Origin of the sequence: Bacillus sp. FJAT-42376 (assembly GCF_003816055.1) — a bacterium.
Classification (GTDB): domain Bacteria; phylum Bacillota; class Bacilli; order Bacillales; family Bacillaceae; genus Metabacillus_B.
In genome coordinates this window covers 598,507-624,043 of the sequence record NZ_CP033906.1, presented here as the reverse complement: position 1 = coordinate 624,043, position 25,537 = coordinate 598,507, and the positions used below count along the sequence as shown (strand labels likewise).

The window sequence follows — 25,537 nt, the reverse complement described above, 5'->3', positions numbered from 1 at the left end:
CAGGTTATTTTTATTCAGACAGCTGTTCCTTTGCCTCTTCCTCCATTTGGATCTGCAGAGACTTCCGGTGCGCCCGATGAGAGACGATGATGCTGATTTCATACAGAAGAATCAGCGGAAACATGACCACCACCTGTGAAATGACATCAGGCGGGGTAATGAGCCCGGCAACGATTAGCAAAAAGAGATACGCGTATTTTCTGATTTTCCTCAACAAAACCGGTGTCACAATCCCAAGCCTTGTTAAAAACATAATGATGACCGGCAGCTGAAAGAGCAGGCCAAACGGAAGGGTCAGTTCGATCAGGAACTGAAAGTACTCATTGATTCCGATTACCTGGCTGATCCCGAGATCAGACGAAAGGCTTGTCATAAACCGGATCACCAGCGGGAATAAAACAAAATAAGAGAATGAAAGGCCCGCAAGGAACAAAAAGACGCTTAATGGGATATAGCTTAGCGTAGCCGTCCGTTCTCTTTCATATAAACCGGGACTGATAAATGACCATAGCTGATACAAAATCAGCGGGGATATCAAAATGACCGCAATAATGAGAGCAAATTTCATATACAGGAAAAGCGGATCCGAAATCCTGAACGCATTCAGCGTAATATCCTTCGCTTCATCCGTCTGCTGCAAAAATAAAATCAGCGGCTTTGCGAGGAAAAATCCTGCAGCGAGCGCCACAACAAAAAAGACCGCAACGATGATGATTCGTTTCCGGAGTTCTTCTATATGTTCATACACCGACATTTCCCGTTCGTTCATCGGACCATCCATCCTTTTACACAGATGTTTCGCTCGGATAATGCTTTAGAAAATAGACAAGGGACTGCAGCTCCACGGCAAGGTCAATGTGATGAATGCGGATATGATCCGGCACATTCAGTCTTGCGGGGGTAAAATTCAGTATTCCCTTCACCCCAATGGAAATGAGCCGGTCTGTAATGGACTGGGCCGCCGGTGCCGGTACCGTCAAAATGGCGACCGGTGCTCCTTCCGGAAGCTTCTCCTCCAATTCATCCAGATGATGAATCGGAACCTCTCCAACCGTTGTGCCAATTTTATCTTCTGCGACATCAAATGCGGCAAAGATTTCTGTATTATTGTTTTTTGAAAAATTATAGTGCAAGAATGCTGTCCCCAGGTTTCCGACTCCAATCAAAATGACCTTCGTCAATTCATCCTGATCGAGTGTTTTCCGGAAAAAGGAGAGCAGATAATTCACGTTGTATCCATAGCCCTTCTTGCCGAGAGCACCAAAGTAAGAAAAGTCTCTGCGGATTGTAGCCGAGTCCACTTTTACCGCATCGCTTAATTCAGCTGATGAAACCCGCTGTTTTCCGGAAGAATGAAGGTTTTTTAAAAAACGATAGTATAAAGGCAATCGCTTGGCGGTCGCCTGCGGTATTTTGGATTGATCAATATTCATTACAATTTCCCTCACATTCCTTGATGCAAATCTTGGGACAGACGTCCCATTCTAATCTATTTTCTTAAACGTTCATTTAAGTTAGCGCTTCCAATTCAATCTCCCTGACCAGTGTTTCATGGAACATTTTACTGCCCTCTTAAAAAAAGTGGGGAAAAATGGGCATTCATAGAGTCATACCCAAACTATACACTATTTTTTCGGGATTGTCTGTTTACGAATGGCAACATTTTTTGAACGGGCAGACGGCAAGGTTGCCGGCAAACGGCAGTTAAGCTACACTTAAGCTAGTATACATGAGGTGAAAGCGTATGATTCTATTACAAGTTCAGCAGCTCACAAAATCTTTTGGAGCTGAGCCGATATTATCCAATATAAAGCTTGAAGTTCAAACACGGGACCGGATTGCTCTTGTCGGCCGAAACGGAGCGGGAAAATCTACCCTTTTGAAAATTATTTCAGGGCAATTATCGTATGATTCCGGTGAAATCATCAAGCCAAAGGATCTCACTATCGGGTATCTGGCTCAAAATACCGGACTCGAATCCTCCCGTTCCATCTGGGATGAAATGCTGACTGTTTTCAGCGAATTTCAGCAAATGGAGAGGAAAATGCGGGGAATGGAATCCGACATGGCCGACATCAATCCGGCCAGTCCTCAATTCGAACAGATCATGAAGGAGTATGACCACCTGCAGACCACGTTTAAAGAACGGGGCGGGTATCAGTACGAAGCCGACATCCGCTCGATTCTCCATGGTCTCGGGTTTGGCGATTTTGATCACTCGACTTCTATTTCAACACTGAGCGGCGGGCAGAAAACGCGGCTTGCACTAGGAAAGCTGTTATTAACAAGTCCTGCCCTTCTGATTCTGGATGAGCCGACCAACCATCTAGACATTGCGACGCTTTCCTGGCTGGAGCAATATCTTCAAGGCTATAAAGGCGCCGTTCTCATCGTTTCCCATGACCGCTATTTCCTGGATAAAGTCGTCAATCAGGTGTATGAAATCTCCCGCCTGCAGTCCTCCAAGTTTCTCGGGAATTACAGCAGCTATCTGCAGCAGAAAGCAGAGAACTATGAGCGTGATATGAAGGCTTATGAAAAACAGCAGGACGAGGCAGCCAAGCTGAGAGATTTTGTCCAGCGGAACCTCGCACGCGCTTCTACGACAAAGCGCGCGCAAAGCAGACGGAAGCAGCTGGAGAAAATGGACATGATGGACCGTCCTTTAGGAGACGAAAAATCGGCGGTTTTCCGGTTTGACATTGAAAAGCAGAGCGGAAATGATGTGCTGAAAGTGGACAATCTGTCTGTTTCCTATGACGGAAACAAACCGACCATCTCCAATGTATCTTTTTCTGCAGACCGCGGAGACAGCTTAGCCCTTGTCGGTCCAAACGGAATTGGAAAATCCACGCTGTTAAAAACCATCGTTGGAAAGCTCAAATCCATCGAAGGAGAAATCCGCTACGGCTCATCACTGAAGATCAGCTATTACGATCAGGAACAGGCAGAGCTTACATCGAATAAGCGTGTGCTGAATGAGCTTTGGGACGAGTATCCATTAAAGCCGGAAAAAGAAATCCGAACTGTACTTGGGAACTTTCTTTTCTCCGGAGATGATGTGCTCAAACCGGTTTCAGCACTCAGCGGGGGAGAAAAAGCCCGCCTTGCCCTGGCCAAGATGATGCTAGAAAAAGCGAACCTGCTCATTCTGGATGAGCCGACGAACCATTTGGATCTGGACAGCAAGGAAGTTCTGGAGAATGCCCTTGTTGATTACCCCGGCACCATCCTGTTTGTCTCCCATGACCGCTATTTCATCAACCGGATAGCAACAAAAGTATGCGAGCTGTCCAAACAGGGTGTGGAGCTTTTCCTTGGAGATTATGACTACTATCTTCAGAAAAAGCAGGAGCAGGAGGAACTTGCTTCCCTCAAGCAGCAGGAGGAAGCCGGAACGGAGAAGGTTCAGGATCAAAAAGAGACAAAACTGAGCTACCAGCAGGAAAAGGAATTAAAGAAACTCGAGCGCCAAAGACAGAGACGCATTGAAGAGATCGAAACAGAAATTTTCAATCTGGAAGAAAAGATCGAGGAAAATGAACAGCTGCTGGCAGATCCGGCCAATTATCAGGATCATGAAAAGCTTCAGGACCTCAGCCGTGAAAATGAACAGCACCTTTCCTCTGTTGCAGAGCTGATGGATGAATGGGAAGAGCTTCAGCTTTAATGTCAGGTCAGACAGGCAAAATGAGCGAATGATAAAAGGACCGTACATTTAGGTTTCTCTAATGTACGGTCCTTTTTGCGGACAAAAAAGAAGTGTTTCCCTGGAATGAAGCATCCAGATGCTATTTGGATATAACTTTGAACATCCCCGTCATGTTTGGTGAGTAATCTTTAAAATCAAATGCTTCATAGAACGATTCTTTTCCCTCTGATGCAAACAAACCGACAAACGCCTTATCCGGGGCATGCCGATTCAAGTACTCAGCCAATTGATTCATGATCTCCCTCCCAATCCCGTTTTTCTGATAATCCGGATGAACCACTATATCTTGAATATAGAAATAGATCGCCCCATCTCCCACAATTCTCCCCATGCCCACCATTCGTTCATGATCTTGAACGGTAATGCAGTAAATAGAACGCTTTAAAGATGTTTCCGCTGCTTCGAAATTCATAAAAGGAGTCCATCCTGCAGAATCACATAAATATTTGTATTCTTCCAATGTTGGAATGTTTTCTTTCAGTTCATAGTTCTTCATCATTTACCATCAGAACCTCCATTTCAGCAAGGATATACATTCGACATTTTTCTTTCTATTCCTTTTATTTAGCTGAATGGCTGTGATGTCCTTATGGATCTGTTCATTTTAAAACGGTTTTTTATCCACAGGCTTAAGATGTGGATTAATAGGGTTTACACTTTTTTATCCACAATATCCACAAAAAGGCCTTTCTTTATCCACATTTTCCACAGCCTTCAAACCATTGGTATATCTCATTTTGTTCTGATTTGAAATAATTGTGGATAAGAATGTGGATAAACTGAATAGCAAAAAAAATCCTGCCTGTTTATAAACAGGTTCAGGATTTTGAATGATTATTTTCAAGCTCAAGACCAGGATTCGCATTCATCGTCATACTGCCTCTATTGCCTTTCTGGAAAAGCATATGTCCGGCAGCCCCAATCATGGCCGCATTATCTGTACATAAATGAAGAGGCGGGATAACAAGGTCCACTTCCGGCATTTCCTGAAAACGGGCCGTCAGTGCAGCACGCAGCCCTTTATTGGCCGCTACGCCCCCGGCAAGAAGCACTTGCTTCACCTTATATTCATTGGCCGCCCTAAAGGTTTTTTCCACCAGCACATCGATCACACTTTGCTGAAAGCTTGCTGCCAAATCCTTCGGTTCAATGATCTGCCCTTTTTGCTTTGCGTTATGAAGCGTATTAATAACAGCTGATTTTAAGCCGCTGAAGCTGAAATGATAGGAGCCTTCTTCTAGCCATGCCCGCGGCAAATCAATGACAGGATTGCCTTCATGGGCAAGCCGGTCAATATGCGGTCCGCCCGGATAAGGCAGACTGAGTGTTCTTGCCACCTTATCATACGCTTCACCTGCTGCATCATCGAGTGTTTCGCCGATGACCTCGAACGAGCCATGTTCTTTCATATAAACAAGCTCTGTATGTCCACCGGATACAACAAGAGCAAGCAGTGGAAATTGCAGCTCTGTGATGAGCTGATTGGCGTAAATATGACCGGCGATATGATGCACACCTACAAGGGGAATTCCATGAGCAAAAGCAAGAGCCTTCGCTGCATTCACTCCAATCAGCAGAGCCCCGACCAATCCCGGTCCTTCTGTGACGGCGATCGCACTTAAATCCTTGAATTCTAGTCCTGCCTGCTGCATTGCTTCTTCCAGCACCAGTGTGATCTGCTCCACATGATGCCGGGAAGCTATTTCCGGAACCACTCCGCCAAACCTCTTGTGAGATTCAATCTGAGAAGCAACTACATTTGAAACAATCTCATTTCCATTTTTTATGACGGACGCTGCTGTTTCATCACAGCTCGTTTCAATCGCCAGTATATATTGATCGTTACACTCCATTTAACATCACCCACATGACTAAAGCATCTTCTAAATTATCGGTATAGTACTGTTTCCGGATTCCCCCGGGCTGAAATCCAAGCTTCCGGTACAGCGACTGGGCCGGATGATTGGACACCCTTACTTCCAGAGAAAGCTGTTTGGCGCCCCGTTTCTTTGCTTCTCTCATCGCTTTCCTTAATAGAGCCTCTCCGTATCCATTTCCTCTGTATTCAGGAAGAATGGCAATATTCGTAATCTGGGCTTCATCTACAATCAGCCAGATTCCGCAGTAGCCGATCACTCGATCTTCATTTTCCGCAACCAGATAAGTGGCAAAAAGATTATGGGCCACTTCATTATAAAAGGACTCCTTATTCCAGGGCGATTTAAAAGAATGGGTCTCGATTTCGTAGACGGCATCGATATCCTCCACTCTCATGGCCCTGATCTTCACTTCACTTTTCCCCACGTTCTCCACCAACTTATTTTTGCTCTTCAAGCCATTTAGACTCTGCTTCGGCCAGTCTCGTATAATTCGGCACTGCGGAGTGCACGGGAGACTGGTTTTTCAGAAGACCGATTCTTGCTAGCTCTGAAGGCCTCGGGCTGTTCTGAACCTCATCGGCTCTTACAGCCAAACTGCCCAGCGTTCTCTCAATCTCATCCCAGTGGATCTTTACATCGTGTCCAAGAAAGAGGACCTTTGTATCTTTTTCTTTTAATGTCTCCAGCCAGTCAGCTAAAAGAATATTCTGGTCATCTGCATGGCACGCAAGACGGCCTTCCTTCTCAGAATAAAGACCTGTGTAGACCCTTCCTCTTCTGGCGTCAAATAAAGGGCAGATCAGACCATTGAAGTATTTGCCGTTCGCAGCAAGACTTTCAAGGCTTGACACCGTAAATAGGGGAATCGAAAGCGACCAGGCAAGCGTTTTGGCGATGGTCATCCCGATTCGGACTCCCGTATAAGATCCCGGGCCTGATGCCGCAATAATCGCGGTCAGGTCGGCGGGTGTCACAGCACATTCTTTCAGCAGCTGTTCAACGGCAGGCATCGCCCGTATTGAATGATTCTTTTTTAAATGAGTAATGATTTCGCCGGATACCACTCCATCCGAAAGAAGGGCTATGCCGAGCGTATCATTCGAGGTATCAATCGCTAATGCTTTTTTCATTCTTGAAAAGCTCCTTGCATAGATCAGTATATTTTTCCCCGTAAGGAACGAAACGAATCCTTCTCTCTTCATCACCTGAGCGGAAAAGACCGATTTCGAGTCTTTCAGCAGGAAGCTGCTCCTGAATCAAATGAGCCCACTCTACTACAGTGACCCCTCCGCTTTCAAAATACTCCTCAAAGCCGAGCGCTTCGCTTTCTTCATCCAGGCGGTATACATCCATATGATAAAGGGAAAGCCGGCCGCCGTGATATTCTTTCATAATAGTAAACGTAGGACTGTTCACAATTTTCTTGATGCCCAGCCCTTTGGCCAAGCCTTTCGTGAATGTAGTTTTTCCAGCCCCCAAATCCCCTTCAAGCGTTAAAACATCTCCGCCCTGAAGAAGGAGAGCGAGCTGTTCTGACAGCTCCTGAGTATGGGCTGCTGATGGAGAGATTCTCTCAAAAGCGTTCATTCAACATCACCTGTAATTCTGAAATAGTGAATTCTCTGACGTACTTGTATCATTATAAACAGTTTAGCGCACTCCATGCGTTTATCCAAGTACACCGCAAGAATAATATGGTTATTTCATAATGGAGGTCCTTTCGGAGCCCCTTGTTATGACATTTATATTTAAGCATACAAAAAAAACGAAACATCACGTTTCGTTGTCTCTTATAAGTAAATGGCGGTCCGGACGGGACTCGAACCCGCGACCTCCTGCGTGACAGGCAGGCATTCTAACCAACTGAACTACCGGACCATTTTGGTTGCGGGGACAGGATTTGAACCTGCGACCTTCGGGTTATGAGCCCGACGAGCTACCAGACTGCTCCACCCCGCGATAATAATACTATGATTATTCCAAGGACAGTGTGACTGTCCTTGAATATAATCTGTATACCTGGCAATGTCCTACTCTCACAGGGGGAAACCCCCAACTACCATCGGCGCTAAAGAGCTTAACTTCCGTGTTCGGTATGGGAACGGGTGTGACCTCTTTGCCATAATTACCAGATATAAAGTTGAAAGATTGCTCTTTCAAAACTAGATAACGATGTGCTTCACGAGTAATGGAAGCCTTACTTGAATAAAGGTTAAGTCCTCGACCGATTAGTATTCGTCAGCTGCACGTGTCGCCACGCTTCCACCTCGAACCTATCAACCTGATCATCTTTCAGGGGTCTTACTCAAATGATGGGAAATCTCATCTTGAGGGGGGCTTCATGCTTAGATGCTTTCAGCACTTATCCCGTCCGCACATAGCTACCCAGCGATGCCTTTGGCAAGACAACTGGTACACCAGCGGTGCGTCCATCCCGGTCCTCTCGTACTAAGGACAGCTCCTCTCAAATTTCCTGCGCCCGCGACGGATAGGGACCGAACTGTCTCACGACGTTCTGAACCCAGCTCGCGTACCGCTTTAATGGGCGAACAGCCCAACCCTTGGGACCGACTACAGCCCCAGGATGCGATGAGCCGACATCGAGGTGCCAAACCTCCCCGTCGATGTGGACTCTTGGGGGAGATAAGCCTGTTATCCCCGGGGTAGCTTTTATCCGTTGAGCGATGGCCCTTCCATGCGGAACCACCGGATCACTAAGCCCGACTTTCGTCCCTGCTCGACTTGTAGGTCTCGCAGTCAAGCTCCCTTGTGCCTTTACACTCTGCGAATGATTTCCAACCATTCTGAGGGAACCTTTGGGCGCCTCCGTTACATTTTAGGAGGCGACCGCCCCAGTCAAACTGCCCGCCTGACACTGTCTCCCGGCCCGATCAGGGCCGCGGGTTAGAAGTTCAACACAGCCAGGGTAGTATCCCACCGATGCCTCCACCGAAGCTGGCGCTCCGGTTTCCAAGGCTCCTACCTATCCTGTACAAGCTGTGCCAAAATTCAATATCAGGCTGCAGTAAAGCTCCACGGGGTCTTTCCGTCCTGTCGCGGGTAACCTGCATCTTCACAGGTACTATAATTTCACCGAGTCTCTCGTTGAGACAGTGCCCAGATCGTTACGCCTTTCGTGCGGGTCGGAACTTACCCGACAAGGAATTTCGCTACCTTAGGACCGTTATAGTTACGGCCGCCGTTTACTGGGGCTTCAATTCAAAGCTTCGCTTGCGCTAACCTCTCCTCTTAACCTTCCAGCACCGGGCAGGCGTCAGCCCCTATACTTCGCCTTGCGGCTTCGCAGAGACCTGTGTTTTTGCTAAACAGTCGCCTGGGCCTATTCACTGCGGCTCTTCAAGGCTATTCACCCTAAAGAGCACCCCTTCTCCCGAAGTTACGGGGTCATTTTGCCGAGTTCCTTAACGAGAGTTCTCTCGATCACCTTAGGATTCTCTCCTCGCCTACCTGTGTCGGTTTGCGGTACGGGCACCATTTTCCTCGCTAGAAGCTTTTCTAGGCAGTGTGGAATCAGGAACTTCGGTACTTCATTTCCCTCGCCATCACAGCTCAGCCTTAACCAAGGGACGGATTTGCCTATCCCTTGAGCCTACCTGCTTGGACGCGCATATCCAACAGCGCGCTTACCCTATCCTCCTGCGTCCCTCCATTGCTCAAACGGAAAAGAGGTGGTACAGGAATCTCAACCTGTTGTCCATCGCCTACGCCTTTCGGCCTCGGCTTAGGTCCCGACTAACCCTGAGCGGACGAGCCTTCCTCAGGAAACCTTAGGCATTCGGTGGAGGGGATTCTCACCCCTCTTTCGCTACTCATACCGGCATTCTCACTTCTAAGCGCTCCACCAGTCCTTCCGGTCTGGCTTCACAGCCCTTAGAACGCTCTCCTACCACTGTTCTGAAAGAACAGTCCACAGCTTCGGTGATCCGTTTAGCCCCGGTACATTTTCGGCGCAGGGTCACTCGACCAGTGAGCTATTACGCACTCTTTAAATGGTGGCTGCTTCTAAGCCAACATCCTGGTTGTCTAAGCAACCCCACATCCTTTTCCACTTAACGGATACTTGGGGACCTTAGCTGGTGGTCTGGGCTGTTTCCCTTTTGACTACGGATCTTATCACTCGCAGTCTGACTCCCATAGATAAGTCTTTGGCATTCGGAGTTTGACTGAATTCGGTAACCCGATGAGGGCCCCTAGTCCAATCAGTGCTCTACCTCCAAGACTCTTGCTATGAGGCTAGCCCTAAAGCTATTTCGGAGAGAACCAGCTATCTCCAGGTTCGATTGGAATTTCTCCGCTACCCACACCTCATCCCCGCACTTTTCAACGTGCGTGGGTTCGGGCCTCCATTCAGTGTTACCTGAACTTCACCCTGGACATGGGTAGATCACCTGGTTTCGGGTCTACGACCACGTACTCATTCGCCCTATTCAGACTCGCTTTCGCTGCGGCTCCGTCTCTTCAACTTAACCTTGCACGTAATCGTAACTCGCCGGTTCATTCTACAAAAGGCACGCCATCACCCGTTAACGGGCTCTGACTACTTGTAGGCACACGGTTTCAGGATCTGTTTCACTCCCCTTCCGGGGTGCTTTTCACCTTTCCCTCACGGTACTGGTTCACTATCGGTCACTAGGGAGTATTTAGCCTTGGGAGATGGTCCTCCCGGATTCCGACGGGATTTCTCGTGTCCCGCCGTACTCAGGATCCACTCAGGAGGGAACGAAGTTTCGATTACAGGGCTGTTACCTTCTCTGGCGGGCCTTTCCAGACCGCTTCGCCTACCCCGTTCCTTTGTAACTCCGTGTTGAGTGTCCTACAACCCCAGAAGGCAAGCCTTCTGGTTTGGGCTGATCCCGTTTCGCTCGCCGCTACTCAGGGAATCGCATTTGCTTTCTCTTCCTCCGGGTACTTAGATGTTTCAGTTCCCCGGGTATGCCTTCCAGACTCTATGTATTCAAGTCAGGATGCTGCTCCATTACGAGCAGCGGGTTTCCCCATTCGGAAATCTCCGGATCAACGCTTACTTACAGCTCCCCGAAGCATATCGGTGTTCGTACCGTCCTTCATCGGCTCCTAGTGCCAAGGCATCCACCGTGCGCCCTTTCTAACTTAACCTGATAACGGAGTTATCTTCGTTAGAAGCTGAAAACAGATGTCTTCAGACTTTTCATTTCATTCTGCGATAGACGCAGAAGAAAATCGTAAGGTTCTTTCTTACTCGTGTGAATGTTTGACATTCATATCGTTATCTAGTTTTCAAAGAACAAGTTAAGAGAGAATGATCTCTCAAAACTAAACAAATTCGAAGTGCGTCCGTTAATCGCTGCACCGCATGGGTGCTGATAATTCTTCCTTAGAAAGGAGGTGATCCAGCCGCACCTTCCGATACGGCTACCTTGTTACGACTTCACCCCAATCATCTGCCCCACCTTAGGCGGCTGGCTCCCTTACGGGTTACCCCACCGACTTCGGGTGTTGCAAACTCTCGTGGTGTGACGGGCGGTGTGTACAAGGCCCGGGAACGTATTCACCGCGGCATGCTGATCCGCGATTACTAGCGATTCCGGCTTCATGCAGGCGAGTTGCAGCCTGCAATCCGAACTGAGAATGGTTTTATGGGATTCGCTGAACCTCGCGGTTTCGCTGCCCTTTGTACCATCCATTGTAGCACGTGTGTAGCCCAGGTCATAAGGGGCATGATGATTTGACGTCATCCCCACCTTCCTCCGGTTTGTCACCGGCAGTCACCTTAGAGTGCCCAACTGAATGCTGGCAACTAAGATCAAGGGTTGCGCTCGTTGCGGGACTTAACCCAACATCTCACGACACGAGCTGACGACAACCATGCACCACCTGTCACTCTGTCCCCCGAAGGGGAACCTTCTATCTCTAGAAGTGGCAGAGGATGTCAAGACCTGGTAAGGTTCTTCGCGTTGCTTCGAATTAAACCACATGCTCCACCGCTTGTGCGGGCCCCCGTCAATTCCTTTGAGTTTCAGTCTTGCGACCGTACTCCCCAGGCGGAGTGCTTAATGCGTTAGCTGCAGCACTAAAGGGCGGAAACCCTCTAACACTTAGCACTCATCGTTTACGGCGTGGACTACCAGGGTATCTAATCCTGTTCGCTCCCCACGCTTTCGCGCCTCAGCGTCAGTTACAGACCAGAGAGTCGCCTTCGCCACTGGTGTTCCTCCACATCTCTACGCATTTCACCGCTACACGTGGAATTCCACTCTCCTCTTCTGCACTCAAGTCCTCCAGTTTCCAATGACCCTCCCCGGTTGAGCCGGGGGCTTTCACATCAGACTTAAAAGACCGCCTGCGCGCGCTTTACGCCCAATAATTCCGGACAACGCTTGCCACCTACGTATTACCGCGGCTGCTGGCACGTAGTTAGCCGTGGCTTTCTGGTTAGGTACCGTCAAGGCGCGGGCAGTGACTCCCGCACTTGTTCTTCCCTAACAACAGAGCTTTACGATCCGAAAACCTTCATCACTCACGCGGCGTTGCTCCGTCAGACTTTCGTCCATTGCGGAAGATTCCCTACTGCTGCCTCCCGTAGGAGTCTGGGCCGTGTCTCAGTCCCAGTGTGGCCGATCACCCTCTCAGGTCGGCTACGCATCGTCGCCTTGGTGAGCCATTACCTCACCAACTAGCTAATGCGCCGCGGGCCCATCTGTAAGTGACAGCATAACCGTCTTTCAATTCCGAACCATGCGGTTCGAAAGGTTATCCGGTATTAGCTCCGGTTTCCCGGAGTTATCCCAGTCTTACAGGCAGGTTGCCCACGTGTTACTCACCCGTCCGCCGCTGATCTCCGAAGAGATCCGCTCGACTTGCATGTATTAGGCACGCCGCCAGCGTTCGTCCTGAGCCAGGATCAAACTCTCCAAAAAGTAGTTTGACTAGCTCTTGTTTGTTGCTCTAGAATTAACGTTGGCACTTCGATTTGTTTAGTTTTCAAAGATCATTTTAAAAATTGGAGCGGGTGATGGGAATCGAACCCACGACATCAGCTTGGAAGGCTGAGGTTTTACCATTAAACTACACCCGCATATTAATATGTATACTTCTGGTCGGGAAGACAGGATTCGAACCTGCGACCCCTTGGTCCCAAACCAAGTGCTCTACCAAGCTGAGCTACTTCCCGCAACCGCAAGTTTAAATTTAATTGGCGCGCCCGAGAGGAGTCGAACCCCTAACCTTTTGATCCGTAGTCAAACGCTCTATCCAATTGAGCTACGGGCGCATTAGCGACTTATATATCTTATCAAATCGTGATTTGTTTGTCAACATTTTTTTAAAATGTTTTTGGTGCGGCCGAGAAGAGTCGAACTTCCACGGGGTTGCCCCCACTAGGCCCTCAACCTAGCGCGTCTGCCATTCCGCCACGACCGCATGTTAAGTTAGTAATAAAGTGCGGGTGAAGGGAGTCGAACCCCCACGCCCGAAGGCGCTAGATCCTAAGTCTAGTGCGTCTGCCAGTTCCGCCACACCCGCATATGAAAATAAATGGTGAGCCATGAAGGACTCGAACCTTCGACCCTCTGATTAAAAGTCAGATGCTCTACCGACTGAGCTAATGGCTCGGATGGCTGGGCTAGCTGGATTCGAACCAACGCATGACGGAGTCAAAGTCCGTTGCCTTACCGCTTGGCTATAGCCCAAAAATAAAAGTGTCTCTGGTGGAGGATGACGGGATCGAACCGCCGACCCTCTGCTTGTAAGGCAGATGCTCTCCCAGCTGAGCTAATCCTCCATGGATTTCGGCTTGCGATGAGCGGTGCATTGCGTTGTCGTCTTCACTCACTCCCATCCTCACGCACTTGTGTGCGCTCCGGTGGTCGCTCCTTCGACTCCTAGCACTGCTTGCTCCTCTCAACCCTCTTGTATTTCACTTTGGTTGAATGCTGGTTTCGGCTTGCGATGAGCGGTGCATTGCGTTGTCGTCTTCACTCACTCCCATCCTCACGCACCTGTGTGCGTTCCGGTGGTCGTTTCTTCGACTCCTGGCACTGCTTGCTCCTCCCAACCCTCTTGCATTTTACTATGCTGAGTGTTGGTTACGCCTGTTTAGAACCCTAATAGAATAGTTGTCCTAAAATAAAAAATGACCCGTACGGGATTCGAACCCGTGTTACCGCCGTGAAAGGGCGGTGTCTTAACCGCTTGACCAACGGGCCGTATGAATAGATGGCGGAGAAGGAGGGATTTGAACCCTCGCGCCGCTTACGCGACCTACACCCTTAGCAGGGGCGCCTCTTCAGCCACTTGAGTACTTCCCCATCTGTGTGCTGATAAATATAATATGGCTCCGCAGGCAGGACTCGAACCTGCGACCGATCGGTTAACAGCCGATAGCTCTACCACTGAGCTACTGCGGAATAATAAACAACAGACTTTCTTAATTATAGATAAATTATGACTCAAAGTCAATGTCATTATTCATTTAATTTTCTTGCTTAGCCTGTCTCTCACGACGGCTTTTATAATTTACCATAGATTATTTATGCCGTCAACACTTAAATTACTTGTTTTATGGAGCCGCCGCACTTTCCGCACACATACTTTTTTGTGTCCATCCTCCTTTTTCTCTCAAATCGCGTGAAACAGGCTGTGCATGCGTACAAGTGAATCGTTTTTTGTTTTTGCGTCTTTTTAATAGGAGTGCAAAAACGGGGAGCTCCTACTTCAGCAAGCAGCTGTCTAAATTCCCTGTCCCGGTGGCGGTACCCTCTTCCTTCAAGATGAAGATGGTAGTGACAGAGTTCGTGCTTAATGATCCCTTTCAATTCATTCTCTCCATGCTCCTCAACATGCTTCGGATTGATTTCAATATTGTGGGAAGACAGCATGTACCTCCCTCCGGTTGACCTTAATCTGTTATTGAAGACCGCTTTATGGGTAAATGATTTATTAAAACAACTGGAAGAGATTTCTTCCACCATCGTTTGGAGCTCTTGCTGATCCATGCCTGCAGCACCTTTCTAATCCCAGTCTTGTTTAAAGAACAGGACATTTATCCATTGCATACATTAGCTAATACCCTCACTCCATTATAACGATTAAGGAGGCATGAGCAATGCCGTCATGGTTAAAAAATCAGATGATGCGTGCTTTTCACGAGAAAAATTGCTATCAGATTAAGCTGCTGAATCAGTGCTGGTATTTTTACAGAAAAAAACACTGCTAAACCGAAGCAGTGTTTTCATCTTGCAATGTTTATTCAGACAGCATTGTCAGCGATACCCGTCCTTTATTTACGTCAACAGAGTCCACCCAAACGGTTACGACATCACCTACACTGACCACATCCAGCGGGTGCTTTACATACTGCCTGCTTAATTTGGATATATGAACGAGGCCGTCCTGCTTCACTCCAATATCGACGAATGCGCCAAAGTCGACCACGTTCCTTACTGTTCCTTGCAGTTCAAGGCCTTTGCTTAAATCCTCGAGCTTCAGGACATTTTTCTTCAGCAATGGTTTCGCCACTTCATCCCGGGGATCCCGCCCAGGCTGAATGAGAGCATCACAAATATCCTTCAGGGTCAGCTCACCTATACCAAATTGTTCAGCCGCCTCTTTTATATCAAGATTTTTAATTTTTTCCTTTAAGCCTTCTGTACCCAGATCCTCCGGGGAGGCATTTAGATGCTTTAAAAGGGAAGCTACTTCTTTATAGCTCTCAGGGTGAATGGATGTACGGTCAAGCGGCTGTTCCCCGTCCATAATCCGAAGGAAGCCTACGGCCTGTTCATAGGTTTTAGCTCCTAATCTCGGAATCCCCTTAAGCTGTGTCCTGCTTGTAATTTTCCCTAACTCTTCCCGCTTCTTCACGATATTTTGCGCGACGGTTTTAGATAAGCCTGATACATATTGGAGAAGGGCGGGCGAGGCCGTATTGACATTGACTCCCACACGGTTTACTACCGTTTCTACCACGAATGTCAGAGAATCATTCAGGTTTTTCTGACTGACATCATGCTGATATTGGCCGACCCCAACAGACTTCGGATCAATTTTCACAAGCTCAGCTAGAGGATCCTGAAGTCTTCTTGCGATAGAGACCGCACTTCTTTCCTCAACCTTTAGATCCGGGAACTCTTCCCTTGCTAAATCGGATGCAGAGTAAACACTCGCTCCCGCTTCATTTACAATGAGATACGCCAAATCCTTTCCGGACTGCTGAATCGCATCAGCCACAAGCTGTTCACTTTCTCTTGATGCCGTTCCGTTCCCTACAGCTATTACCTCGACTTTATGCGTCTCAATCAGCTTCAGAATGGTTTTCAGCGCTTCTTCTCTCTTATTTACAGGCGGGTGGGGATAGATCACACCGATATGCTCAACCTTCCCGGTTTCACTTACAACAGCAAGCTTGCATCCTGTTCTGTATGCAGGATCGAGCCCCAATACGACTCTTCCTTTTAAAGGCGGCTGCAAAAGAAGATTCCTCAGGTTTTCGGAGAAAATATGAATTGCCTGGGCGTCTGCCTTCTCCGTTAATTCCTTCCGGATTTCTCTCTCAATTGATGGTTCGATCAGCCGTTTATATGCGTCTTCAATCGCCTCTTCCATCAGCTGCTTAGCGGTCGTATGCTTTGAGCCAAGCTCTTGCCTAATCAAATAGGCCACAATCTGCTCGGCAGGAGGTTTAATGGCAATGCGAAGGATGTCCTCCTTTTCACCCCGGTTCATCGCTAATACACGATGCGGCGCTGCCTTATGGACAGGTTCTTCATATTCATAGTACATCTCAAAGACATTTTTTTCGTCCTTCTCTTTGTCCTTTACAGTCGTTGCCAACATACCCTTTTTAAAGGTCTGTTCCCGAATCCACTTGCGGTAGGCCGGTTCATCCGCAATTTTTTCAGCTGCAATGTCTTTTGCTCCCTGAAGAGCATCATCCGCGGTTTCCACCCCTTTATCCGGGTTAATAAAGGATTCAGCCTTTTCCTCAGGACTTCCCGAAGCAGGAAGGCTCATCAGCCACTGTGCCAGCGGCTCTAGCCCCTTCTCTTTTGCAGCAGTGGCCTTCGTTCTCCTTTTTTGTTTATACGGTCTATATAAGTCCTCTACTTGCTGAAGTTTTACGGAAGAGGTGATTTCTTTTCTTAACTCATCTGTTAATTTTCCCTGTTCTTCAATTAGGCGGATGACCTCAGTTTTTCTGCCCTCCAAGTTAAGCATGTACTGCCACGCTTCAGAAATATCCCGAATTTGAACCTCGTCGAGTGCCCCGGTCATCTCTTTACGATAGCGGGCAATAAAAGGCACTGTATTTCCTTCTTCAATAAGGTCAATCACACTTTTTACTTGTTTGTAAGGAATTTTCACGTTTTCAGTCAGTGATTTTAATAATTGATCCTGATTTTCCTTTTCCATCCTAAACATCCTCCGATTAGCGAGATGTATCCATCATATCAAAAAATGAACCGCACATTACAGCGTAATGAAAAAGCCGGACGGAGACTTTCTGTTTTAAGACTCCCCCCATTAAACATAGCCGTTAGATTTCAACGGTTCTGCAAGGGCAGACTTTTTCTTTGGCGCTTTTTAAACAGGCGTTTTCAGTAAGCAAGCAGCCGCTTCCCATTCCACTCAAAGTAAACCATCATCCTGCATTAGCATAGCCTTCTTTTAAAAAAACCAAAATAAATAGCCGGTCAACTTTTTTAATGGAATCTTAAAAAATTTGACCGACTATATAAGTAAGATCGTCATCCCGATCAAGGGTATACGGTTCTAATGCTTCTGAAATATTCTCTACCGATTGATGATCTCTCAGCAGCGATTTAACAGCCGAGATTTTCAAGCCATCCGAATGGACAATAAATTTTGCACCTGTTTGGTATGCATATGAGCCGATTTTGAATTTTTGAGGTTTGCCTGACATGTATCCGAGGACGGGCAGAGGATATACGAAGTCTCCTGCAGGATTGTACATGACGAAACGTATATTTCCAACTGATCCATAGGCTAAACGCTGATCTGCAAAAGTCATTTTGAAAATACACACTGTTGCACCGCGCTTTTCTTTCAAGGCTTGGTTGCACCGGATCAGGAGCTGGTTTACATCTTCCTCGTGATAGGCTTCTACGATGTCGCTGATCGCCTGTGAGGATTCATGTGCGAGCTCTCCGCTCCCAAGTCCGTCTGCGAGCGTACAAACGAAATAATCATCTGCCGTTTTCATGAAAAAGCTGTCTCCGCAGAGGACCTTTCCTTTTTTCTGCTGCTGAAAAGCTAAAGCGCGGATTCGATCATTTGTTTCTCTCTCGATCATTGATAATACTCCACTGATTTATCGGCAGCCAGGGCTTCTTTCAGCTTATGAATCGCTCTTCTCTGAAGCCTGGAAACATGCATCTGGGAAATCCCAAGTTCTTCTCCGGCTTCCTTCTGGCTTTTGTTCTCGATAAATGTAAGCTGGATAATCTGCTTTTCTCTCTCAGACAAAACATGGAGGACACTCTCCAGCATCATCCGCTGGTTAACCCGTTCATATCCATCGTCCTGAGAGCCGACAATATCAAGGATCGTTACCGTACTGCCATCAGGATCCGCTTCAATTGAGTGGTCGACTGATAGAGCCTGGTAGCTTTTCCCCATCTCCATTGTCTCCAGCACTTCTTCCTCTGTCACTTCGAGATACTCGGCTATTTCATACACTTTTGGCGAACGCTGCAGGTTGTTTGTCAATTCATCTACAGCTGCCTTTATTTTAGGCCCCAGCTCTTTAATTCTCCGGGGAACATGGACACTCCATGTTTTATCACGAAGAAATCTCTTGATTTCTCCAATAATGGTCGGAATGGCAAAAGCTTCAAAGGATTTTCCCACTTCAGAATCGTACCTTCTAATCGCGCCCAGAAGCCCAATCATTCCTACTTGAAGCAAATCCTCGTGGAAGCTTTTTCCCCGTGAATATTTTTTGGCAAGTGTCTCAACGAGACCCCTGTAGTGATGAACCAAATCGGTCTGAGCCTGATCGTCCTGTGTCTGCTGGTAAGCGGTGATGAGATCATTTACTTGTTCCTTAGTTAGCTTCGTAGTTTGTGACGGTTGTGTCATGGTTCACCCGCTCCCCATTCAAGAACTTGGTTAAAAATACGGTGACTCCAGTGCTGATCTGCACACGGACCTCATCCATGAGCGTTTCCATCAAGTAAAGGCCTAACCCTCCTTCCGGCAAGGAATCTACACTGGAATTTGAAGAATAAGGTCCCAGTTCCTTTTTCTTCTCTTCAAAATTAAAGCTTTGCCCAGTATCTGATACCATTACTTCAAGCCGGTCTTCATATAAGCCAAAACCAATGGTTACTTCACCTTTATCCACGTTCTTATATGCATGCTGCACAGCATTTGTGCAGGCTTCGCTCGTTGCGATCTTCAAATCTTCAATTTCATCATACGAATAACCCATGCGGCTGGCGATTCCTGAAAGCGTAAGGCGGACAATGCCTACATATTCAGGTCTCGCAGGAATTTTCATTTCAATGTAATCCACTACAGAATTCATTGTACCCCACCCTCTGCTTTTGATGAAATGTCGATGATGTCATTAAGACCTGTGATTGTAAACAGTCTTTCCAGACGGTCGGAAAGCTCAACAAGACGCAGTTCCCCGTCGTTCTTTCTTACGTTCTTCAAAAGACCGACGAATACTCCAAGCCCTGTGCTATCCATATACGAAACGTCGCGAAGACTGATAATCAGCTGCGGGCTGCTTTGTTCCGCAAGCGGAAGCAGCTCTTCTCTTAGTTTTGGTGCTGTATAGGCATCTATTTCCCCTGCAACAGTTACTTTTGTAATCTGATCCATATTTTCAATCGTTGTTTTTAAATTCATTAATATTCACCTCAGACAAGTACGATTTATGCTACTAGTTTCCTACCCTTTGCCAATTACTATTAAACATTTCTCCGGATAATAATAAAGGTAAAATCATCCCTAAGCTGAAAACCCTGCATGGACAAGAACTCCTGATAGATGGTATCTGCAATTTTCTGAGCAGGCAAATGCTCATATTTTTTAATCAAATCCGTAATTGCATATCTCTCAACAAACCCATCTTCGGATCTGCTTTCGGAAACACCGTCAGATAAAAGGACAATCATGTCCCCTGACTCTACTTTTTTATCGTATTGTTTATACTTCACGTTCTGGTCTATTCCGAGAACCAGCCCCCTGGCATCCAGGTCGTGAAAAGTATCTTCTTGCTTTGAGTAATAAAAACCAGGCTCATGACCCGCAGATGCAAAAGAAAACAAATGGCTCTCCAAATCATACATCCCGTAAAACATCGTAATAAACATACTCGGGTCAACGTTCTGTTCAACGACCCGGTTAAGGTTCTCCAATACGAATCCAGGATCCTTCCTGGATTCCGGAAGGCTGTCCATGGTGTATTTGATCATCGACATGCACAGGGCCGCCGGGATTCCTTTTCCAATCACATCGGCCAGCGCGATGCTGATATGATTGTCATCCTGGACAAAATGATGGTAATCACCATTCATCTGCTTGGAAGGAATGCTTACAGCCCCAATATCAAGCGCATCACAAACAGGAATCTTCGTTTCGAGCAGTGTCTGCTGGACATTCGCTGCAATTTCAATCTCCGACTTTATTTCCAGCTGCTTGTCCCTTAAGATTTGATGTTCCTGGTAAGCAAGTCCGTAGCCCATCATCACCTCAAGAAGAAAATCAAGAGAGTTCAGCACATCATCCTGAAGGTCAGGGTACAGTTCCTGAAGAACCTTGCGGTGAATGCTCACGATTTCCTCCGGCGGAATTTGCTGCTGCAGGGTTTGTCTGCTGAATTTCTGCCCCTGGTACAATGCTGTTTCCGTTAATTCTTTTATATAGTTATGAAGCAATTCTCTATATTTCGTTTCTACAACTTCCTTGAATTCCATAAGGCCAGCCTCCTAGCGAAGCCATTTGACCGCTCTAATATCGGTCCCTTCTCCAGCAGCAGACTGAATGTTAAATTCATCCATCAGCCGTTTCACACCTGGCAATCCGGCACCAAGTCCTCCTGAGGTCGAAAAGCCGTCTTCCATTACTTTTCGGATGTCAGGAATTCCAGGACCACTATCAATGGCTATTATTTTCAGTCCTCTTTTTCCGTACTCTTCAATCTGTTCAATGCAAAGCTGACCCTGGCCAGCATATAAATATATATTTCTCGCCAATTCAGATATGGCGGTGGTGATTCTCGCCTGGTCCACAGTTCCGAACCCAAGCTCTTTCGCTACATTCCGCCCAAGCTGGCGGGCTGCAACGATATCCCATTCCGTCACTATTTTCACGCAGGATTGGTTGTCCATTAGCTATTCCCCCAATTCCTGCTGAAGCGTCTCTAATCCTTTTTCTAAATCTAGTGCTGTCTTCACATCTTCAAGCTGTATGCCAAGTTCAATCAAGGTTATGGCAACTGCAGGCTGAATACCCGTGAGAACCACGGCTGCCCCCATTAGCTTAGACATACTGATGACATCTCCAAGTACTTTTGCAATGAACGAATCAATCACATCAACAGAAGTCAAATCAATGACGACGCCATTTGCGCCTGTTTCATGAATTTTGTGAAGCAAATCCTCCTGAAATTGCAAAGCGGTTTGATCGTCCAGTTCCCATTGGATTGAAATGAGCAGGCAATCCTTTAGTTTAAGGATGGGTATTCTAGGCGTTCTCATTTTAATTCCTCCGTTGAAACGATATTTCTGTTCGTCATTTCCAATGCGGCTTCAATGCCCTTCTGAAGCGAGTTCTTCGTGGTAATCTGGCTTAAATTAATCCCAAGATTAACAATCGTCTGGGCAATTTCAGGGCGAATTCCGACAAGAAGGCATTTTGCGCCTACAAGACGAACCGCTTCAGATGCCTGAATAATATGATGAGCCACCATTGTATCAACGACCGGAACACCGGTAATATCGATTAATACCACTTGAGAGCGGTGCTTCACTACTCCATCAAGCAGATTTTCCATAATGCGTTTCGCTCTCTCTGTATCAATCGTCCCTACAAGCGGCATGACTGTTATATGTTCAAATACAGGGATTAACGGGGCGGATAATTCTTGCAGGGCAATTTTTTGAAGGGAAACCGTTCTCTCCCACGACGATGCATATTCTAAAAGAAGCTCTTCTGTAATCGGAGAGAATTTCTGATCAAATTCCCATACCAATTGCATTTTATCTGCTTCAGAGGCATCCCGGGTCATCTTATCGAACAGGATAAGCCCCAGCTGTTTGATGCCCTTCGTAATAAACGTCAGTGACCAGCCTGCCTGAACGAGGCGTGATGAAAAATCAGACACGGACTGTCCAAGATCTTCTTTGGAGCCTTCCATATACTGCAGCAGGATGGCTATAAACTCCTGAGCTGTATTTATATAAGCAGATTCAGACATGAGCTCTGAATATTTCCGGTCATCAAGCTCCTTGAGACCTTCAACCCATTCATCTGCTATTTCTGACTGATTCTGTCGTAAAAATGCCGATATCGGATTTGTTTCCCGATTCATGTTAATCCCCCCCTATTCCCTAAATCAATTCTATTTATACTGATCATATTATACCTATTTATGTAAACAAACAAAAGGAATGTGTCGATAAAACTTTGTTTCCAAGTTGTGGGGTCTCCACGTAACGCCGGCATAGCGGGCCTGATCTTGTTAATTTCATTATAAATAAAAAGGAAGCTGCCGGACATAGCAACTTCCTTTTTATTTTTGGGTATTTGATTAAAAATCAATAAGTCCGAGGCTTATCTGCAAGGCTTCGTCCACTTTATCCATCATTTCATCATCAAGATGAGTAATTTTGTCCGTTAGTCTCTGTTTATCTATGGTACGGATTTGCTCAAGCAAAATGACAGAATCCCGTTCAAACCCATAGCGCTTAGCGTCAATCTCGACATGAGTCGGCAATTTTGCCTTTTGAATCTGAGCCGTTATCGCAGCAACGATGACAGTTGGACTAAACCGGTTACCAATATCGTTTTGAATGATTAAAACTGGACGGACGCCTCCCTGCTCTGAACCAACCACAGGAGATAAATCAGCAAAATAAACGTCGCCGCGTTTAACAATCAACGGATCAACCTCCGCTTACTAAGCGGTCTACGGTATGATCAGCCTCTGATTCTGCCATGAAAGCTTCGGAAGCAATATTGAGGTTAATCTTGGCCATCTCCATGTATCCGCGTCTCATGGATTCACGGATTTGGCGTTTTTTGCGTTCACGAAGATACATTTTTGTCGCCTGATAAATAAGCTCGCTTCGATTTCCGTTCTCTTGTTTGACAAGACTGTCCAATTCTGACACTAATGTCTGCGGTAAGCGGATCATAATTTCAGTCGTTGCGCTGGATTCAGACACAAACATACACCTCCACCAAACTTGCACACCCGTTATTCCATTCCATAGTCAATCATACCACTATTGCCGCTAGAAGCAAACTATTTTCTAAATAATCTCTTAATGCGGGCAGCGGGAAATCAGCGCCTTCTATCAGCCTTTTTCAGCTGAAAATGATTGGATAATGGGGTTCCTAACTTCCATTATACTCTTATTTTGCAAAAACATACGGGGCACCCTGGCCGACAAAATGCAAGGAACTTCGTAATTAATCGTCTCCAGACGCTCCGCAATCTCATCGATTGAAATAGATTCTTCTGCCTGTCTTCCAATCAGCGTAACTTTTGTTCCAATCGGCAGTTTTCGAGGAAGCCGCACCATGCACTGATCCATGCAGATTCTGCCGACAATTGGCACCCGTGCGCCATCAGCCAGCACTTCAGAATCTTTCAAACGGCGGATCCAGCCATCCGCATAGCCGATAGGAAGAGTTCCAATCCACTCATCCTCCTGAGCAGTATAAGTCGCTCCATAACTTACCTTTTCTCCCTTGGCAATTTTTTTAACATGCACAAGCTTCGTATGGAGGGAAAGAGCTTCCTGCAGGGGATAAGGAAGCTCCCCTTTCAGCTCCATCGAAGGTGCCAGCCCATACATGGAAATGCCAAGTCTTACCGTATTGAAGATGCGGTCGGGGAATCTCAGACCTGCTGCACTATTTGCGCAGTGAATCATCCATTCGGAGGAGGTCAGCCCCGCTGTAAGCTTTTCAAAGGCTTCAAACTGATGCTCCGCATAATCAGATTCAAGCTCATCTGCTGTTGCGAAATGCGTAAATATCCCGCCTATTTTCATATTCGGTGACTTTGCCGCATAATCAATGGCCGTCTCCAATTCATGTCTTTCCTTCATTCCAAGCCGGCCCATCCCGGTATCCAGCTTAATATGGAAGCACAGCTCTCCGCTTCGCACGAATTTCCCCGCCTCCATGACCCATTCAAGCGAGACAGCTGTCAAAATAATCTTATGATTGATACTGACCTGAACATCCTCAGGTCTTGACGCACCCAGTACAAGGATTGGGGCAGCTACCCCTTTTTTTCTAAGCGCGATGGCTTCATCTACAAAGGCCACCGCAAGCATATCGGCCCCCGCCTTCAAAGCCGTCTCCGCCACTTCGGCATCTCCGTGGCCATATGCATTTGCTTTAACAACGGCAATGACCGTTCCTTCAGGTCCTAAATGCCGAATCATACTCTTTACATTATATTCAATGGCATCTAAATTAATTTCAGCCCAAGTATCCCGGTAAAAAGAAAGCGCCTCATTCATTCCTTACACATCCTCCGCAAATTTAATGCTATAGAAGATTATCTGATTTGAAACAGGCACTTGTCAAACGGATTCACCGGAAAACAAAAATCAAGGAAGGTGCGGAATGCACCTTCCTTTTTATTTCGCTGTCTGTCCTTGAACCGACCGTGCTGTATCCATCATCTCGTCAGGTGTCATATCTTCCGAGGCAATCAAATACTCCACACCTTCTGAAACCCATGAAATCGAGTTCTCGGTTTTGCTGCCGATTGCAAATCCTAAATCAGCCGGCTCCCCGCTTACCGTCACCGCCTTGGAAGAGGAAGAAACACTGGCCCTTTCCTGAATCATCGTGAAATTTTTCTTTCCGCCAAACGTCATAATAATCCGCTTCCCATTTTCTGTCCGAAGCTCTTTTTCCTGAATCAGTCTGACACCTTCAGGCATTTCCATCGGGTATTTCACGGCAAAAGGCTCCTTATTGACTGGTGCGGCTGCCGGTAAATCAATCATGCCGAATGACATGTTCTTCTCCATATTAAAGGAGTCTTTATCAAAGGATGGATTGAATTCAAAATCCTTAAACTCAACCGTTACAAGCGGGTTGCGGTCAGGGTCCATCACTTTTACGCTCGCAGGTGATAAATCCTTTTTATTAAAAGTGATTTCCTGCATCGGCAGCATGGTATTGTTTTGATAGTTTGTTTTCGTTTCAAAAACATATTGCTTTTCTGTCGCTTTAAAAACGGCTGCCTTGTCCTTCATGACATCATTGACAAGGGATTCAAACAAATAGGCCTGGCTGCTGTTTTTCGGCCAGTCGCTCTGGAAGCGGAAGCTTTTATTAAGAGAAGGGGTCAGCACATACACGCCATCCTCATTCCGCAGAATCATCTGGCTTTGTTCCTTTGCGGGATTTTTCAGGTTCACCCGGTAAAAAGACGGCTCCTTATACCAGATCTCCACATCGTACACCTGCGGTTCACTTCCAGTCTGGAGGGTCATTTTCGCCTTCGTTTTATAGCTTTGAAGATCCTCGACTTTCTTATCCAGCCCTTTTACCACATCATTCTGCGATTTGTTTCCGCAGGCAGACATTAAAAATACAGCCATCAGTCCGACCAGCAATAAACATAAGCTTCTTCTCACCCATTTTCAGCCCCTTTGCTTTATCTCACAGCAGTGAAGAAAAACAGTGCCGCAGCACTTGTCTCTCCCATTCCGATACAAATATA

Annotated in this window: 23 protein-coding genes, 13 tRNA genes and 3 rRNA genes; 2 read left to right on the top strand and 37 right to left on the bottom strand. The window is 46.8% G+C overall.

The window, feature by feature from the left end; translation table 11 throughout:
* Window positions 1–10: 10 nt before the first annotated feature.
* On the bottom strand, window positions 11–769 hold the full coding sequence (gene tatC / locus CEF21_RS03225) for a twin-arginine translocase subunit TatC (protein ID WP_123913348.1): 759 nt from the start codon (window positions 767–769) through the stop codon (window positions 11–13).
* Between the two features lie 16 nt (window positions 770–785).
* Complete coding sequence (locus tag CEF21_RS03220) at window positions 786–1,433, bottom strand: redox-sensing transcriptional repressor Rex (RefSeq protein WP_123913347.1); 648 nt, start codon at window positions 1,431–1,433, stop codon at window positions 786–788.
* A gap of 311 nt (window positions 1,434–1,744) precedes the next feature.
* Between CEF21_RS03220 and CEF21_RS03215 the strand changes: the two genes are divergently transcribed.
* Complete coding sequence (locus CEF21_RS03215; protein ID WP_123913346.1) at window positions 1,745–3,670, top strand: ABC-F family ATP-binding cassette domain-containing protein; 1,926 nt, start codon at window positions 1,745–1,747, stop codon at window positions 3,668–3,670.
* Window positions 3,671–3,791: 121 nt separating this feature from the next.
* Here CEF21_RS03215 and CEF21_RS03210 read toward each other — a convergent pair whose 3' ends face one another.
* From CEF21_RS03210 to CEF21_RS03105, 22 genes are all read right to left on the bottom strand, one after another.
* The gene (locus CEF21_RS03210) at window positions 3,792–4,208 is read right to left on the bottom strand and encodes a GNAT family N-acetyltransferase (RefSeq protein ID WP_123919937.1); all 417 of its coding nucleotides are present in this window, start codon (window positions 4,206–4,208) and stop codon (window positions 3,792–3,794) included.
* A 322-nt stretch (window positions 4,209–4,530) separates the two neighbouring features.
* Complete coding sequence (tsaD, locus tag CEF21_RS03205; RefSeq protein ID WP_123913345.1) at window positions 4,531–5,565, bottom strand: tRNA (adenosine(37)-N6)-threonylcarbamoyltransferase complex transferase subunit TsaD; 1,035 nt, start codon at window positions 5,563–5,565, stop codon at window positions 4,531–4,533.
* The gene (gene rimI / locus CEF21_RS03200) at window positions 5,555–5,986 is read right to left on the bottom strand and encodes a ribosomal protein S18-alanine N-acetyltransferase (RefSeq protein ID WP_123919935.1); all 432 of its coding nucleotides are present in this window, start codon (window positions 5,984–5,986) and stop codon (window positions 5,555–5,557) included. Before rimI ends, tsaD begins: the two co-directional genes overlap by 11 nt.
* A gap of 43 nt (window positions 5,987–6,029) precedes the next feature.
* On the bottom strand, window positions 6,030–6,722 hold the full coding sequence (tsaB, locus tag CEF21_RS03195; protein WP_123913344.1) for a tRNA (adenosine(37)-N6)-threonylcarbamoyltransferase complex dimerization subunit type 1 TsaB: 693 nt from the start codon (window positions 6,720–6,722) through the stop codon (window positions 6,030–6,032).
* On the bottom strand, window positions 6,700–7,179 hold the full coding sequence (gene tsaE, locus CEF21_RS03190) for a tRNA (adenosine(37)-N6)-threonylcarbamoyltransferase complex ATPase subunit type 1 TsaE (RefSeq protein ID WP_123913343.1): 480 nt from the start codon (window positions 7,177–7,179) through the stop codon (window positions 6,700–6,702). Before tsaE ends, tsaB begins: the two co-directional genes overlap by 23 nt.
* A 214-nt stretch (window positions 7,180–7,393) precedes the next feature.
* A tRNA-Asp gene (locus CEF21_RS03185) sits at window positions 7,394–7,470 on the bottom strand.
* A 4-nt stretch (window positions 7,471–7,474) separates the two neighbouring features.
* Window positions 7,475–7,551 (bottom strand) — tRNA-Met (locus tag CEF21_RS03180).
* 58 nt (window positions 7,552–7,609) lie between these two features.
* Window positions 7,610–7,725, bottom strand: a 5S ribosomal RNA gene (rrf, locus tag CEF21_RS03175).
* Between the two features lie 75 nt (window positions 7,726–7,800).
* Window positions 7,801–10,728: ribosomal RNA gene (locus tag CEF21_RS03170) — 23S ribosomal RNA — on the bottom strand.
* A gap of 242 nt (window positions 10,729–10,970) precedes the next feature.
* Window positions 10,971–12,509, bottom strand: a 16S ribosomal RNA gene (locus CEF21_RS03165).
* Together the 16S, 23S and 5S rRNA genes with 13 tRNA genes alongside form the textbook arrangement of a ribosomal RNA operon.
* Window positions 12,510–12,593: 84 nt before the next feature.
* Window positions 12,594–12,667, bottom strand: a tRNA-Gly gene (locus CEF21_RS03160).
* 19 nt (window positions 12,668–12,686) lie between these two features.
* Window positions 12,687–12,763, bottom strand: a tRNA-Pro gene (locus CEF21_RS03155).
* 22 nt (window positions 12,764–12,785) lie between these two features.
* Window positions 12,786–12,862 (bottom strand) — tRNA-Arg (locus tag CEF21_RS03150).
* A 63-nt stretch (window positions 12,863–12,925) separates the two neighbouring features.
* Window positions 12,926–13,011 (bottom strand) — tRNA-Leu (locus tag CEF21_RS03145).
* Window positions 13,012–13,031: 20 nt separating this feature from the next.
* Window positions 13,032–13,113 (bottom strand) — tRNA-Leu (locus CEF21_RS03140).
* A gap of 13 nt (window positions 13,114–13,126) precedes the next feature.
* A tRNA-Lys gene (locus tag CEF21_RS03135) sits at window positions 13,127–13,202 on the bottom strand.
* A gap of 3 nt (window positions 13,203–13,205) precedes the next feature.
* A tRNA-Gln gene (locus CEF21_RS03130) sits at window positions 13,206–13,280 on the bottom strand.
* A 16-nt stretch (window positions 13,281–13,296) separates the two neighbouring features.
* Window positions 13,297–13,372, bottom strand: a tRNA-Val gene (locus CEF21_RS03125).
* A 352-nt stretch (window positions 13,373–13,724) separates the two neighbouring features.
* A tRNA-Glu gene (locus CEF21_RS03120) sits at window positions 13,725–13,796 on the bottom strand.
* 11 nt (window positions 13,797–13,807) lie between these two features.
* Window positions 13,808–13,898: transfer RNA gene (locus CEF21_RS03115), tRNA-Ser, on the bottom strand.
* A gap of 24 nt (window positions 13,899–13,922) precedes the next feature.
* Window positions 13,923–13,997, bottom strand: a tRNA-Asn gene (locus tag CEF21_RS03110).
* 138 nt (window positions 13,998–14,135) lie between these two features.
* Window positions 14,136–14,585 (bottom strand): SprT family protein, encoded by a 450-nt coding sequence (locus CEF21_RS03105; RefSeq protein WP_123913342.1) that lies wholly within the window; start codon window positions 14,583–14,585, stop codon window positions 14,136–14,138.
* Between the two features lie 110 nt (window positions 14,586–14,695).
* Here CEF21_RS03105 and cmpA point away from each other — a divergent pair, with 110 nt between their 5' ends.
* A complete protein-coding gene (cmpA, locus tag CEF21_RS03100) occupies window positions 14,696–14,806 on the top strand; it encodes a cortex morphogenetic protein CmpA (RefSeq protein ID WP_123913341.1) in 111 nt (36 codons plus the stop codon).
* 29 nt (window positions 14,807–14,835) lie between these two features.
* Here the strand turns inward: cmpA and CEF21_RS03095 are convergent, their stop codons facing one another.
* The 13 genes from CEF21_RS03095 to CEF21_RS03035 all read right to left on the bottom strand — a co-directional run bounded on the left by CEF21_RS03095 (window position 14,836) and on the right by CEF21_RS03035 (window position 25,451).
* Window positions 14,836–17,001, bottom strand: a complete 2,166-nt coding sequence (locus CEF21_RS03095; protein ID WP_123913340.1) for a Tex family protein — start codon at window positions 16,999–17,001, stop codon at window positions 14,836–14,838.
* Between the two features lie 301 nt (window positions 17,002–17,302).
* Window positions 17,303–17,902, bottom strand: a complete 600-nt coding sequence (locus tag CEF21_RS03090) for a PP2C family serine/threonine-protein phosphatase (RefSeq protein WP_123913339.1) — start codon at window positions 17,900–17,902, stop codon at window positions 17,303–17,305.
* Window positions 17,899–18,690: an RNA polymerase sigma factor SigB gene (gene sigB, locus CEF21_RS03085; RefSeq protein ID WP_123913338.1), complete on the bottom strand. Its 792-nt coding sequence runs from the start codon at window positions 18,688–18,690 to the stop codon at window positions 17,899–17,901. Before sigB ends, CEF21_RS03090 begins: the two co-directional genes overlap by 4 nt.
* Window positions 18,656–19,138 carry an anti-sigma B factor RsbW gene (gene rsbW, locus CEF21_RS03080; RefSeq protein ID WP_123913337.1) on the bottom strand — a complete coding sequence of 161 codons (483 nt, stop codon included), beginning with the start codon at window positions 19,136–19,138 and terminating at the stop codon, window positions 18,656–18,658. Before rsbW ends, sigB begins: the two co-directional genes overlap by 35 nt.
* The gene (locus CEF21_RS03075) at window positions 19,135–19,467 is read right to left on the bottom strand and encodes an anti-sigma factor antagonist (protein WP_123913336.1); all 333 of its coding nucleotides are present in this window, start codon (window positions 19,465–19,467) and stop codon (window positions 19,135–19,137) included. The genes rsbW and CEF21_RS03075 overlap by 4 nt, the downstream gene beginning before the upstream one ends.
* A gap of 62 nt (window positions 19,468–19,529) precedes the next feature.
* A complete protein-coding gene (locus CEF21_RS03070) occupies window positions 19,530–20,537 on the bottom strand; it encodes a PP2C family protein-serine/threonine phosphatase (protein WP_123913335.1) in 1,008 nt (335 codons plus the stop codon).
* A 12-nt stretch (window positions 20,538–20,549) separates the two neighbouring features.
* Window positions 20,550–20,951: an anti-sigma regulatory factor gene (locus tag CEF21_RS03065; RefSeq protein WP_123913334.1), complete on the bottom strand. Its 402-nt coding sequence runs from the start codon at window positions 20,949–20,951 to the stop codon at window positions 20,550–20,552.
* A gap of 3 nt (window positions 20,952–20,954) precedes the next feature.
* The gene (locus tag CEF21_RS03060; RefSeq protein ID WP_123913333.1) at window positions 20,955–21,320 is read right to left on the bottom strand and encodes an STAS domain-containing protein; all 366 of its coding nucleotides are present in this window, start codon (window positions 21,318–21,320) and stop codon (window positions 20,955–20,957) included.
* The gene (locus tag CEF21_RS03055) at window positions 21,317–22,153 is read right to left on the bottom strand and encodes an STAS domain-containing protein (protein ID WP_123913332.1); all 837 of its coding nucleotides are present in this window, start codon (window positions 22,151–22,153) and stop codon (window positions 21,317–21,319) included. The genes CEF21_RS03060 and CEF21_RS03055 overlap by 4 nt, the downstream gene beginning before the upstream one ends.
* A 219-nt stretch (window positions 22,154–22,372) precedes the next feature.
* Window positions 22,373–22,723: a type II toxin-antitoxin system endoribonuclease NdoA gene (ndoA, locus tag CEF21_RS03050; protein WP_035404386.1), complete on the bottom strand. Its 351-nt coding sequence runs from the start codon at window positions 22,721–22,723 to the stop codon at window positions 22,373–22,375.
* A 4-nt stretch (window positions 22,724–22,727) separates the two neighbouring features.
* Window positions 22,728–23,009, bottom strand: coding sequence for a CopG family ribbon-helix-helix protein (locus CEF21_RS03045; protein ID WP_035404384.1), 282 nt, complete (start codon window positions 23,007–23,009; stop codon window positions 22,728–22,730).
* A 132-nt stretch (window positions 23,010–23,141) separates the two neighbouring features.
* Window positions 23,142–24,320: an alanine racemase gene (gene alr, locus CEF21_RS03040; protein WP_123913331.1), complete on the bottom strand. Its 1,179-nt coding sequence runs from the start codon at window positions 24,318–24,320 to the stop codon at window positions 23,142–23,144.
* A 120-nt stretch (window positions 24,321–24,440) separates the two neighbouring features.
* On the bottom strand, window positions 24,441–25,451 hold the full coding sequence (locus CEF21_RS03035; protein WP_123913330.1) for a LolA family protein: 1,011 nt from the start codon (window positions 25,449–25,451) through the stop codon (window positions 24,441–24,443).
* Window positions 25,452–25,537: the final 86 nt, after the last annotated feature.

Excerpts from the sequence above, each read along its gene's own strand:
- tatC (WP_123913348.1), bottom strand. The coding sequence starts at position 769 with ATGAACGAACGGGAAATGTCGGTGTATGAACATATAGAAGAACTCCGG.
- CEF21_RS03220 (WP_123913347.1), bottom strand. The coding sequence starts at position 1,433 with ATGAATATTGATCAATCCAAAATACCGCAGGCGACCGCCAAGCGATTG.
- CEF21_RS03215 (WP_123913346.1), top strand. The coding sequence starts at position 1,745 with ATGATTCTATTACAAGTTCAGCAGCTCACAAAATCTTTTGGAGCTGAG.
- CEF21_RS03210 (WP_123919937.1), bottom strand. The coding sequence starts at position 4,208 with ATGAAGAACTATGAACTGAAAGAAAACATTCCAACATTGGAAGAATAC.
- tsaD (WP_123913345.1), bottom strand. The coding sequence starts at position 5,565 with ATGGAGTGTAACGATCAATATATACTGGCGATTGAAACGAGCTGTGAT.
- rimI (WP_123919935.1), bottom strand. The coding sequence starts at position 5,986 with ATGAGAGTGGAGGATATCGATGCCGTCTACGAAATCGAGACCCATTCT.
- tsaB (WP_123913344.1), bottom strand. The coding sequence starts at position 6,722 with ATGAAAAAAGCATTAGCGATTGATACCTCGAATGATACGCTCGGCATA.
- tsaE (WP_123913343.1), bottom strand. The coding sequence starts at position 7,179 with ATGAACGCTTTTGAGAGAATCTCTCCATCAGCAGCCCATACTCAGGAG.
- CEF21_RS03105 (WP_123913342.1), bottom strand. The coding sequence starts at position 14,585 with ATGGATCAGCAAGAGCTCCAAACGATGGTGGAAGAAATCTCTTCCAGT.
- cmpA (WP_123913341.1), top strand. The coding sequence starts at position 14,696 with ATGCCGTCATGGTTAAAAAATCAGATGATGCGTGCTTTTCACGAGAAA.
- CEF21_RS03095 (WP_123913340.1), bottom strand. The coding sequence starts at position 17,001 with ATGGAAAAGGAAAATCAGGATCAATTATTAAAATCACTGACTGAAAAC.
- CEF21_RS03090 (WP_123913339.1), bottom strand. The coding sequence starts at position 17,902 with ATGATCGAGAGAGAAACAAATGATCGAATCCGCGCTTTAGCTTTTCAG.
- sigB (WP_123913338.1), bottom strand. The coding sequence starts at position 18,690 with ATGACACAACCGTCACAAACTACGAAGCTAACTAAGGAACAAGTAAAT.
- rsbW (WP_123913337.1), bottom strand. The coding sequence starts at position 19,138 with ATGAATTCTGTAGTGGATTACATTGAAATGAAAATTCCTGCGAGACCT.
- CEF21_RS03075 (WP_123913336.1), bottom strand. The coding sequence starts at position 19,467 with ATGAATTTAAAAACAACGATTGAAAATATGGATCAGATTACAAAAGTA.
- CEF21_RS03070 (WP_123913335.1), bottom strand. The coding sequence starts at position 20,537 with ATGGAATTCAAGGAAGTTGTAGAAACGAAATATAGAGAATTGCTTCAT.
- CEF21_RS03065 (WP_123913334.1), bottom strand. The coding sequence starts at position 20,951 with ATGGACAACCAATCCTGCGTGAAAATAGTGACGGAATGGGATATCGTT.
- CEF21_RS03060 (WP_123913333.1), bottom strand. The coding sequence starts at position 21,320 with ATGAGAACGCCTAGAATACCCATCCTTAAACTAAAGGATTGCCTGCTC.
- CEF21_RS03055 (WP_123913332.1), bottom strand. The coding sequence starts at position 22,153 with ATGAATCGGGAAACAAATCCGATATCGGCATTTTTACGACAGAATCAG.
- alr (WP_123913331.1), bottom strand. The coding sequence starts at position 24,320 with ATGAATGAGGCGCTTTCTTTTTACCGGGATACTTGGGCTGAAATTAAT.